At 64.5% G+C, this 11435-nt stretch carries 7 protein-coding genes and 2 pseudogenes; 2 read left to right on the forward strand and 7 right to left on the reverse strand.

The genetic code is table 11. The features are described 5' to 3' along the window. Positions 1–869 (reverse strand): annotated as a pseudogene (locus GRI68_RS13525) (hypothetical protein); the annotation flags it as partial. Between the two features lie 253 nt (positions 870–1122). Here GRI68_RS13525 and GRI68_RS13530 point away from each other — a divergent pair. Next, complete coding sequence (locus tag GRI68_RS13530; RefSeq protein WP_160618005.1) at positions 1123–1848, forward strand: LuxR C-terminal-related transcriptional regulator; 726 nt, start codon at positions 1123–1125, stop codon at positions 1846–1848. Positions 1849–1921: 73 nt separating this feature from the next. Here GRI68_RS13530 and GRI68_RS13535 read toward each other — a convergent pair whose 3' ends face one another. The 3 genes from GRI68_RS13535 to GRI68_RS13545 form a co-directional block, all read right to left on the reverse strand. Continuing rightward, positions 1922–3685, reverse strand: a complete 1764-nt coding sequence (locus GRI68_RS13535) for a YadA-like family protein (protein ID WP_160618006.1) — start codon at positions 3683–3685, stop codon at positions 1922–1924. A 224-nt stretch (positions 3686–3909) separates the two neighbouring features. Then, a complete protein-coding gene (locus GRI68_RS13540; protein ID WP_160618007.1) occupies positions 3910–5490 on the reverse strand; it encodes an alpha/beta hydrolase in 1581 nt (526 codons plus the stop codon). 156 nt (positions 5491–5646) lie between these two features. After that, positions 5647–7944 (reverse strand): hypothetical protein, encoded by a 2298-nt coding sequence (locus GRI68_RS13545; protein ID WP_160618008.1) that lies wholly within the window; start codon positions 7942–7944, stop codon positions 5647–5649. Positions 7945–8057: 113 nt separating this feature from the next. Here GRI68_RS13545 and GRI68_RS13550 point away from each other — a divergent pair, with 113 nt between their 5' ends. Further along, positions 8058–9794 carry an alpha/beta hydrolase gene (locus GRI68_RS13550; RefSeq protein ID WP_160618009.1) on the forward strand — a complete coding sequence of 579 codons (1737 nt, stop codon included), beginning with the start codon at positions 8058–8060 and terminating at the stop codon, positions 9792–9794. A 75-nt stretch (positions 9795–9869) separates the two neighbouring features. Here the strand turns inward: GRI68_RS13550 and GRI68_RS13555 are convergent, their stop codons facing one another. The 3 genes and pseudogenes from GRI68_RS13555 to GRI68_RS14050 form a co-directional block, all read right to left on the reverse strand. Next, a complete protein-coding gene (locus tag GRI68_RS13555; RefSeq protein WP_160618010.1) occupies positions 9870–10529 on the reverse strand; it encodes a hypothetical protein in 660 nt (219 codons plus the stop codon). Next, the gene (locus GRI68_RS13825; RefSeq protein WP_234028934.1) at positions 10484–10990 is read right to left on the reverse strand and encodes a hypothetical protein; all 507 of its coding nucleotides are present in this window, start codon (positions 10988–10990) and stop codon (positions 10484–10486) included. The genes GRI68_RS13555 and GRI68_RS13825 overlap by 46 nt, the downstream gene beginning before the upstream one ends. A 3-nt stretch (positions 10991–10993) precedes the next feature. After that, positions 10994–11278: pseudogene (locus tag GRI68_RS14050) on the reverse strand (hypothetical protein); the annotation flags it as partial. Positions 11279–11435 lie beyond the last annotated feature (157 nt).

Consider the following 11435-nt stretch of genomic DNA (forward strand, 5'->3'; position numbering starts at 1 on the left):
GCGATCGACGACGCGCCTTCAGCATTCGCTGCATAACCTGCTGCGAACGACCGATCTCCGGTGGCTGCAGCGCTCTGTCCGATTGCGGAAGAGATGTAGCCGGTCGCCTCGCTGGCGGCCCCCACAGCGACAGAATATCGTGACGCATTAGCATTATAGCCGACGGCCAAACTCGAAGTGCCTGTGGCTGTGGCTTTGGACCCAACGGCAGTCGAGTATAGTCCGTCAGCATACGAATCCCTGCCGATGGCGACGGCATCCGTATTGGAGCTTTGCGCCCTACGTCCGATGGCAGTCGAATAATCGCCGCTGGCATTGGCATCCGCGCCTAACGCTATCGCGAAAATCGCGGTTGCCTGTGCGCCTTCCGAGCCACTGTCATCACCGTCGCCACCTATTGCGATCGATGTTGTGCCGCTTGCATTCGAGGATCGACCGACGGCGATCGAACCGACTTGACTGGCACTGGAGCTATCGCCGAGCGCGATGGCCCGGCTGGAAGTGGCACTTGCGTTTTGGCCGACTGCGAGCGAATCCGCGCCGCTTGCCAACGCGTCCGTCCCAATCGCCGTTGCATCGTCGGCAGTTGCATTCGCGTTGTGACCAAAAGCAGAAGCGTCCCTGCTCGATGCCACCGAATAGCCCCCAACTGCCGTGCTGAACGGGCCGCTGGCCTCCGCACTGACTCCGCACGCAAGCCGCTCGTCGGTCCCGCTCGAATCCGCCCCGCCGTCGGTATCGACATTGGTATCGGCATTGCCGTCGTTATTGGTGTCGAGCAAGCAATCGTCGGCCAGTGCGGGACTGCTCGACAGTGTGGCGAAGGCCATTGCGGTGACGGTTGCGGACAAAAAGAGAGTGGTTTTCAAGATCATGCTCCTGGTTCGGGATAGAACGAAGGTGGCGAACCGGTTCGATCCGCCGCCTGTCGCGGGTGTCGGCAGTATTTTTGGGCGATCGTTCAGTTGGCGGCGCGCTGGCTTGGCGAATGCGCCTGCGCCATTGGCCGCCCGGAGAATGGGCCGCGCATATTTCCTATGTTCGAAAGCGCGCGCAGTTTGACGGGTACCGACGAGTATGAGTATCCCCGGATCCGGGTATTTTCATGCGAGGGGGGCGCGCGTGGATTTCAGTGAAACGCGTCGAATATCGGAGCTGGACAAGATCGCCGCTGCGCAGACGCGCGATGCGTTGTGGCGCATATTCGAAAGCGAGATCGCACGGCTCGGATTTCCGATGGTGATCTATCTGTTCCGCAATGCGGACGGATCGTTGGTATGCCGGACGAACCTGTCACCCAGGCATTACGGGCCGGCGGAGCAGGACCCCTTCCTGAAGTATTGCTGCGACAATCTGGGCATCACCTTCACCGGCCCGGAGTATTTGCCGAAATACGATTACATCGATGACAAGGCCGAGGCATTCATCGCTCGCGCGCGTCGATCGGGTATGACCACCGGCATCGGAATACCGGTGCGCTCACGGCGCGAACCGGCCTATGGGGGCTTCAATCTGGGCACCCGGCTCACGCGGAAAGAATTCGAGGCCGGACCGGCACAGCACGCCGAACGCCTGCGTACGTTGTGCATGGTGATGCAGGATAAGCTGGAAGGTTTCGCGGCCACTGCCGAGCCCGATGGTGCTCCGAAGGATGCTGGCCGGCAATCCAGCCTGACCGGGAGGGAGCGTGAAATCCTGGCGCTGCTATCGACCGGCCTGACCCGCCCGCAGATCGCCGACCGGACCTCTGTGTCTCGCCATACGATCGATACCCACGTCAAATCGATCTATCGCAAGTTGAAGGTCCATTCGCAGCGCGAACTGATGTCTTTGCGGAGCGCGGACTAGGTGCCTGCCTCTACTCCCTCCGCGGGCAATCGGGCGAAGCGGCCCTCTGCCGGCCGCTTCGCCTCCATGCCGGTCAGAACCCGAAAGCGACGCCCACGCGACCGCTGGGCGAGTTCTCTGCGCTGCTTCCGCCGATCGCGCCCGAGACATAGACCCGCGGCGCCACGCGTGCGGTGATCGCGGCGGAATAGCCCTGTTCGCCCTGGTGCGTGGCGGCGTTGAGGCTGAACGAGAAGGTGCTGTCGGGCACCACCATGGTCCCGCCCATCGCCATCGCCGCCGCGACCCCGCCGCGCATCCGCTCGTCGAGATCATCGAGCGCGAACTCGAACCCGTCGATCCGGCTGTCCAGCGCGGCGACGTCGCTCGCCAGTCCGGCAACCTCGCCCGAGAGCGCTTCGAACTGCGCATCGGTGACCGCGGCGATGTAGTTCATGTCGGCGCGCATGGAGCGCATCGAAGAGGCGGTGGCAACCTGCTGCCTGCCGAGCACGCCGTCGGCATCGACGGTCACGACATCGACCGGGCCTTGCTGCGCGGCGGTGCTTGCATCGATATCGCCGATCCGTACCGCGCTGCCGGTGCCGCCGATCGTGACCTGGTCGTTGGCGGTGGTGACCGCGCCGAAGCCGATCGCGGTGGCGCGGGCATGCTGGGCTTCGGCGGCATTGCCGATCGCGGTCCCGCTGGCGAACCGCGCCTTCGACCCGGTGCCGATCGCGGTCGCGTTCTCGCCGGTCGCCTGCGCGCCCTTGCCGACCGCGGTGGCTTGCGGCGCCGTGGCATAGCTCAGATACCCCAGCGCAGTCGTGAACTGGCCGCGCGCTGCGGAGAAAGCCCCGAACGAGAGCGCGCCCGTCCCGGTCGATGCTGCCCCGGATCCGAAGGCTGCGGCCTGCAGGCCATTGGCCGTCGTACCTTGGCCCACCGCAGTAGTGTTGAGCCCGGTGGCTGCGCTGTTGGCACCTATCGCCGTAGTGAGGTCGCCGTCGGCCGAGGCGGTCGCGCCCATTGCCACACTATATTCCCCTTTCGCCGAAGCATAAGCACCGATCGACGTGGCACGATATTCGCTAGCTGCGGAACCAACTCCCGAAGCTAGCGCATCGGTGCCCAACGCAGCCGCTAAATAACCGATCGCGGTGCTTTGCATTCCTGAAGCCTTGCTGTTGCTGCCAATGCTTACGCCGTAGGCTGCCGTTGCACTTGATTGTAGGCCAAACGCTAACGACTGATATCCGGCCGCTCTAGCGTCTCGACCTATGGCGACAGCATATATTTCGGCAGTGGCGTAACGACCCAGAGCTATGGCGTTATGCGCCGCATTCGCACTTCTTCCCAACGCGACGCTCTCTTGTGCGGCTTCGCTCCCGCGCCCTATGGCAATTGCGTTATCGCCCAGGGCTTTTGCCTCCCGGCCGATTGCGATCGATTCCTTTTCGACAGCTTGGCTGTTATAGCCGAATGATATGGCATAATCGCCTTCCGCCCTGGAATTGGGGCCGAGCGCGAAAGCTCGCTGTCCCGAGGCTGTCGAGCCGCTGCCCATTGCGACGCTCTGCGAGCCTGTCGCCAGGGCGCCTGCACCGATCGCGGTGGCATTGCTTGCCGTTGCCTGGGCCTGATGACCGAGTGCGGTGGTATTTGTCCCTTCGGCAGTGGCGTCGGTGCCGCACGCCAGCGCGGTGTCTTCGCCGTTGCTGTTGGCGCCTGCAGTACCGTCGACGACGCCGTCGTTATCGGTATCGAGCGCGCAATCCTCGGCCGCAGCGGGGGCTGGGTGGAAGATCGCAAACGCGGCAATCGCCGCGCTCGAAAGTAGAATGGTCTTGGTCATCGGTTTCGTCCCTGTCTTGCCTAATGCGTGCAGGGACGCGTCTTGCCGAACGGGGCGGACCGCACTGGGTCGATGGCGGCCCGCCCCTCAGGCACGAGACGGCGTCCCTGTGCGGAGCGCCATGACAGGCAAGCGTGTGAGCGAGCGTGTGAGAAACCGTGTGAACAACCGTGGTAATTCACGTACGGGACAGTTTTTCGACGATTTTTGTGCCGGTTCAGCCGTTATGGCGCGATGAAATCGGTCACCAGCCTGACGAACTCGGCCGATGCCGGCTCCCTACCCAGCAAGAGATGGTTGTCTGTCTCGAGCGTGGCGAATCGCGCGTCGGGGATTTTCGCCGCCAGCGCGCGTCCGGTCTCCAGCGGAATGCGCACATCGCCGCGACTATGGATCACCAGTGTCGGGCAGCGGATTTCGGCCAGCCTGTTGGACACATCGATCTGCGAGAAGGCCTCGAGGAAGCGCACCGCGTTGGTGGCCGAGGTCGTCTGGCGCTGGAAATCGTTGAACCAGCTCATCTCCGCCGAATTTGCTGTCGGCATCATCGTGTGTGCGTAAATCTGCCGTATCGCGGCATTATCGACACCCCAGCCGGTTTCGGTCAGTGTCATCACCGCTTCGCGAACGCGCTGTTCCTCTTCGGTTGCGGTCAGCCGCCAGCCCCGGTCGTAGCCGCCGAACAGGATCAGGTGCGAGACGCGCTCCGGATGGCGCGCGGCATATTCGATCGAGACCGCCGCCCCCTGGCTGATGCCGAGCAGCGGGAACCGCTCCAGCCCGCTGGCCTCGACCACCGCTTCGAGGTCGGCGACGAAGCTTTCCTGGCTGATATCGGGCACGTCCCAGTCCGACAGGCCGCAGCCGCGCTCGTCATAGCGCACGAAACAGTGATGGTCCGACAGGCGCCGAAACAGCGGGCTCCAGATCGGGGCTTCCCAGTCGAGCTCCAGATGGCTGAGCCAGTTGGCGGCTTTGACCAGCGGCGGGTTGGAGCGATCGCCGGTTATCGCCCATCCGATCGAGACATCGTCTGCCGTCTTGATGAACCCAACCTTCTGGGGAGGCAGCGAGCTGCGCGGGGGGAGGCGGTTGGTATCCGCCTGCGGCGCGGCGGTGAACTCCGGCGTTTTCACGCCGGCGTCGCGGAAATTCGCCTCGAGCTCTCCTGCCAGACTTTGCGCTGCCTCGGGCCGGCCGGCTCGCCGGCGCGCATCGACCGCTTCCTTCGCAGCATCGGGATCGAGCGGCGCATCGCCCAGCCAGCGATCGGCCCATAACTCGCGCTCCGCCGCCGAGATCGATGGGGATTGCGCCAGCCGCCGCGTCAGCGATGCGCGCAGGCCTTCTATCTCGTGGCGCTCGCGTTCGAGCCAAATCGAATAATCCTGCAGGTTGGGAAGCTCGCAATCCTCCAGCCACGACCGGTTCGTCAGCTTCCACGCAGCTGCCATCGCTTGGACATCGGTTCCGGGATCGGTGCGCAGGCGGTGCAGCGAATCGACGTCGACCGAGATGTCCGAGCGATCGATCTCGATCGTGTCGCGATCGACCCTCAGGCGCTCCTGGCTTCCGGCATTGATGATCGGGCGCAGTTTGGAAAGCGACCAGCGCAGTGCGCCGCGCGGATCGTCGGGCATGTCCCACAACAGCGAGCAGAGTTCCTGGCGCGACGCGGGACGCTCGATCGTCAGGAGATAGGCCAGCAAGGCGCGCGTTTTGCGCGACGAGGGCAGCTGTTGAATCTGCCCGTCGTACCACACCGTCACCCGGCCGAATGTGGTGATGCCGATCCCGCTCGTCATGTCCCTGCTTTCCTTTTGCACTTGCGAACTAGGCGCATCGCAATCGGAAGGGAAGGCCGGTCAAGGGGGGCGGGCGGATCGCTTACGAAAAAGGGCCGACAGGATCGCTCCTGCCGGCCCAGTCCGTGTTCCAACCCCCGGGTTTGCGGGGTGGGGTCAGAACCCGAAGGTCACGCCGACGCGTCCGGCGGTCGATCCGTTCTTGTTGAAGCCGGTGGCGATCCCGGCGTTGAATGCCGCATTCTCGCCAACCATCACGCCGAGCTGGAGCGATCCGGCATGCGCGCCTTCGAACGTGCCGACATTGGCGGTGAGGTTGAACCCCTTGCCCGGCAGGAAGCTCGCCCCGCCCATCGCCACCGCGACTGCGGTCGAAGACGAAATCCGCTCGTCAAGGATGGTCATGCTCTGTTCGAGCACGTCGATCCGCCCGCCCAGCGCCGCAACGTCGCTGCTCAGCGCGGCGAACTGCGCGTCGGTGACGGCCGCGATGTAGCCGACATCGGCGCGCACCGCATCGACCGACGCTTGCGTCGCGACCTGCTGGCGGCCGAGCACGCCATCGGCATCGACGGTCACGACATCGACCGGGCCCTGCTGCGCGGCGGTGCTCGCATCGAGATCGCCGATCCGGACTGCGCTGCCCGCGCCGCCGATCGTGACCTGGTCATTGGCGGTGGTGACCGCGCCGAAGCCGATCGCGGTGGCGCGGGCATGCTGGGCTTCGGCGGCATTGCCGATCGCGGTCCCGCTGGTGAAACGGGCCTTCGCCCCGGTGCCGATCGCGGTTGCATTCTCGCCGGTCGCCTGCGCGCCATTGCCGATCGCGGTCGACCGTGCCGCCGAGGCGAAGCTCTGATAGCCCAGCGCAGTCGAGAACTGGCCGCGCGCTGCGGAGAAGGCGCCAAAGGACAGCGTGCCCGTCCCGGTCGATTCCGCGCCCGCGCCAAAAGCTGCAGCCTGCAGCCCGTTCGCGACGGTGCCTTGGCCTACCGCTGTGGCGTTGAGCCCGGTGGCCGCGCTGTTCGCGCCGACGGCCGTGTTGAGATCGCCATCGGCCAGCGAGTCCGTGCCGATAGCGATCGAGTCGGCTCCTAGAGCATTTGCTCCGACGGTCTCATCATCACCGCCATCTACGCCCACTGCGATCGACCTGTCCCCGGTGGCATTCGCAGCTCCGCCCACCGCCGTACCTTTGTTGATCGCGACGGAGTCAGAACCCAGTGCTGTCGTGAGAAAGCCGTTCGCAGACGCGGTTTCTCCGACGGCGAGGGACGCCGCGCCCACCGCCTGGGCACTGTTCCCCACCGCCGTCGCGTTTATTCCCGATGCTAGCGCTTCGCCGCCCACAGCGGTTGCATAGGCGCTGACCGCTCTACTGAAATGACCCACCGCGACAGATGACGTACCGGTACCCAAAGCGAAAATTCCCACCGCAGTTCCGTTATATCCGGCATCGGTATTGTAACCCAGAGCGGTAGCGCCACTGGCCCCCGCATTGGAGTCCATCCCCAAGGCGATACCGTTCTGCCCAGTGGCCTCGCTAAATTTGCCGATGGCTACCGCACTGGCGCCATCTGCCTGCGCCGAGTCACCGATTGCAATGGAGTTATCTCCCACAGATTCGCTGTTATATCCCACTGCCAACGACTTGCTCCCGGTCGCAGACGTCGAAGTCCCTAGCGCAACGGCCTGACCCCCACTCGCCAGGGCTTCAGCACCCACCGCGACCGCGCCGTCCAGCAGCGCTGATGCGTTAGGCCCGATCGCCGTAGCGCCTACAGTATCGGCAACCGCTTCGAACCCGACCGCGACCGATTTCAATGCCGTTGCACTTGAATCGGTGCCCAGCGCGACAGCCCCTTCGGCGCTTGCAGCCGATTGGTGGCCAATCGCGATGGCGCCGATCGCGGTGGCATCGGCCTCGTGACCCAGCGCGGTTGAATCGTCTGCCGTGGCAGACGATTGCGCGCCCATCGCTGTCGCGTTATTCGCCGTCGCCTGAGCATTCGTGCCAATGGCGGACGTCTGGCTGAAGGTGGCGTCGGCGTTGACCCCCACCGCCGTCGAGCTGGAGCCGCTGGCGACCGAGAGCGCGCCGACTGCCAGAGAAGCGCCGCCCGAAGCGAGCGTATCTTGGCCGAATGCACTCGCATTCACATTGGTTGCGCGCGCGGTATTGCCAATTGCGGTCGTGTTTGTCGCAGTCGCTTCGCTGCCGGCGCCGATCGCGGTGCTGTCGATTCCGGTCGCATCTGCGCCGACTCCGCAGGCGAGATTGTTGTCGTTGTTGCCCGAATTGGCGCCGCCGTCATTGTCGGAGCTGTCGACCTGGCCGTCATTGTCCCGGTCGAGTAGGCAATCGTCGGCGGCAGCCGGCGTCGCCATCGCCAGCGCCAGCACGATCGTACTCGCCGTGCCCGCCAAAATCGTAGAACCTGTAAAACTGCGCATTGATTTGCTCCCTTTCTCGTCTGCGAGATGAAGAGTTTTTGCGCTGGTGGGGCGGGCCTGTCATACCTCAGTTGAGGGACGCGACGGTTTTACTGCATGGGCAGGAAGGGGGGATGATTATGCCACAACGCGAGCTCGACCTCGACATTCTTTCCGCCTCCTGGCGGTCGCTCACGGACGCCGACGGTTATGATCGCATGCTTGCCGCGTGGGACCGGAAAATCACCGCCGTCGGCGTGTCTTCGCAGGGATTTTTCGATCGGATCTTGTCGCGGCAGTTGATGGCGATCGACGATCTGCTTTCGAGCGAGCTGGAATTGAAGATCGAAGACCTGGTGGAGGCTGCCGTGCGCAATACGCCGGTGCCTGCAATGGTGCTCTCGCCCGAAGGCCGTGTTGTCACGCTCAATGTCGGTGCGGATGCTTTCTATGGAGTGACCCAGGGGGCAATGGCCGGGACCGAATGGCTCCGCGAGGATTCGCATGCGAACTTCACGGCTGTGCGGTCCAGCGCCCAGGGGCTCGGTAACACCAGTTACGCAATCGTGCGCGTGGTGGACTGTGCTGGAAACGAACATCTCGCCGAGGTCTATTCGCTGGATGTCCGCGGTCATGAGCGTGCCTATACGGTCATCCGATCCCTGGAGCTGGAATGGTATCCCGAAGTCAGTGCCAATCTTTCGCAGGCATTCGGCCTGACAGAGGCTGAAACGGAGGTCTGCCGCCTGCTGTTTCGTCACCGCGAGCTGGACGGCATCGTGGCAGAACGCGGCTCGACCACCCATACGATCCGTTCTCAGATCAAACAAATTTTTGCGAAGACGGAAGTCGCATCGCGGGTCGACCTGGTCCGCATGCTTGGCCTGTTATGCGCGCGTGCAGCGCTCGGCCGGGACGCGAAGAGCATGCAGTATGTCGATCCGCTGGGTAACGAAAGGATACTCCACCGCAGTGACCGTCGGCGCCTCGCCTACACGTGGACGGGGGCGGAAGCGGGCCGGCCGATCCTGTTCGTGCATGGCGAAATTCCTTATTTTGCCTTGCCCGAAACGACCCGCGAAATGCTGGTATCGCGAAACATAAAGCTGATCTGCCTGTCCATGCCCGGACACGGCAATAGCGATGGGACGGCAGACCTGCCGCAAATCGAAGACGGAGTGGCCGCGATCGCCGAGTTGTGCGAGCACCTCGGTCTGGCAAGGATCGGCGGGCTCGCGAGCTATAGCGGTCAGTTCTGCCTTTCGCGCGCGGCTGCCGACCACCCGAAGCTGTTTTCCGCGCTGATGATCATCGGCTTTCCCTGGAATCTCAGCGAAGGGCGGTGGCGGCGTATGCCCCTTACCCACCGCACCTTGTGCAGCCTTATCCTGAACGCCCCCCCGGTGTTCGAACTGGTGGCCCGCATCGCGCAACGACGAATGCTGGAGGAGGGGCCCGACTTCTACCTCCACCGCGCGTTTGCGGAAGTACCGCCGGATATGCAGTCGGTACGCGATCCCGAAATCCAGGCATTGCTGCGCCCGGCGTGTCGCCATCTCGCCAATCAGGGGCACATGGCCTATGTTCGCGAAGAGACCATGGTGGCTTCGCACGGCCTGTCCGAATGGTTCTGGCGGATCGAGGTGCCGGTCCATTACCTGATCCCGGCAGAGGCGGAAAATGCCTGCCGCGCCGATTGTGCCGACTTGAAGGCCCTTGGGGCGAACGTCACGGCGGAGGCTGTGGCCAGTACCGGTGAATTGCTACCTTATCAGAGCCCAGCACTGTTCGCAGATCGGATGGCTGCACTTGGCGGAGACGATCCTGCGGCAGATTTCGCGCAGCTCGATGGGTGCGCTATTCTTCCCTGACCACCATGCCTGATCCACCGGTTGGGTGTGCAAGGGCAGCGGCGACGCCCGTGAGGCACCGCCACCACTTGTTGCTCAGAACTCGCCGGCGACCCCTGCCTTGAAGGCCACGTTGTCCCCGCCACCGTAGCTGACTCCGCTGGTCAGCGCGAAGCTGCGGTTCACGCGGTGCGCAAGACCTGCCGAAAAGCCCATCTCGCCCCGGAAAGAGGCGACGTTCGAGGCGTAGCTGGTCGCCCCGTCCTCGCTCGGGAAATGCGGCTGGGCGAGTGCGGTCGTGGCCGCGATGCTCTGGCGAAGGTCCTTCTCCAGCGTATTGCTCAGGTCGAACAGCGTGCCGACCTGCCCCTCCAGCGCACCGACCCTGCCGGTCAGCGCGGTCACATCGGAGGAAAGGGCATTGAACTGCGCATCGCTGATCGCCGCGATGGGCATGGCGGCGGCGAGGCCGCGCTGGAGACCCGTGCCGCCTCCCAGCGTGCCCGTATCGAAGGCGGTCCGGCCCAGCGTGCCATCTTCGTCGGCGGTGACGAGGTAGATGGTGCCGCTCTGCTCGTCGTTCGCGGTGCCGAGCCCCGCTACCTGCACCGTATCGCTCGCCGTTCCGATCGCGACCTGATTGGCGGCGGTGGTGACCGTGCCTCTCCCGACCGCGGTCGAGCCTGCAAAGTCGGCACGCGCATCGGTGCCTATGGCCGTTGCGTTGTTGCCGCGCGCAAAGGCGCGATATCCCACCGCCGCCGCCCGCTCTGCCACCGCGAAGCTGGAATAGCCCAGCGCGGTCGTGAACACCCCCGCGCGACAGAAAAGGCGCCGAAAGACAGCGCCCCGCTGCCGATCGATTCGGCGCCGGCACCATAGGCCGCAGCCTGCACTCCGGTGGCCGACGCGCCCTGGCCCACGGCGGTGGTGTTCAATCCGGTCGCGGAACTGTTCGCACCGAGCGCGGTGTTGAGGTCGCCGTTCGCAAATGCGCTATCGCCCAGCGCGACCGAGCTTTCGCCACGCGCCTCGGTGCCAGCACCCAGCGCGACGGCCCGGAGGCTGGTCGCTTCCGATCCTACGCCCAAGGCCGTCGAGAAGTCTCCGGCAGCCATCGCTTCCAGGCCGATCGCGACGGTCTGTTCCCCGTCCGCATCTGAATTATTGCCGATGGCGACCGAACTGCCGCCCTGCGCACTTGCCGCGACACCCATCGCGACCGAGAAAGTGCCGTCGGCGTGGCTGTCGTACCCGGCGGCGATCGACTGGATGCCGGTCGCCGAAGCCAGCTCGCCAAGAGCCGTGGCGCCCTGCGCGGTGGCACCAGCACTGGCGCCCAGCGCTGTCGCCCCCCTTGATGACAGGCGACCGTGTGAGAGACCGTGTGAACAACCGTGTGAATGACCGTGGTAATTGCAGCAATTGCCGTTTCTTGACCCTTTTCGGCGATGGAACAGTTGCCCAGTTCGGTTGCAAGGCCGCGTCGCGATGAAGCCGGGCACCTTGGCGTTCGGTCTGCAACCAGACTGTAACCGCCGCGCCCATGAAAAGGGCCGGCAGGATCGCTCCTGCCGGCCCGTTCCGTGTTCCGACCCCGGGTGTGCGGGGTGGGGGTCAGAACCCGAAGGTGGCGGAGACGGTGCCGCCGACGGTGTCGTC

It is taken from the genome of Alteriqipengyuania halimionae (assembly GCF_009827575.1).
Classification (GTDB): Bacteria; Pseudomonadota; Alphaproteobacteria; order Sphingomonadales; family Sphingomonadaceae; genus Alteriqipengyuania_A; species Alteriqipengyuania_A halimionae.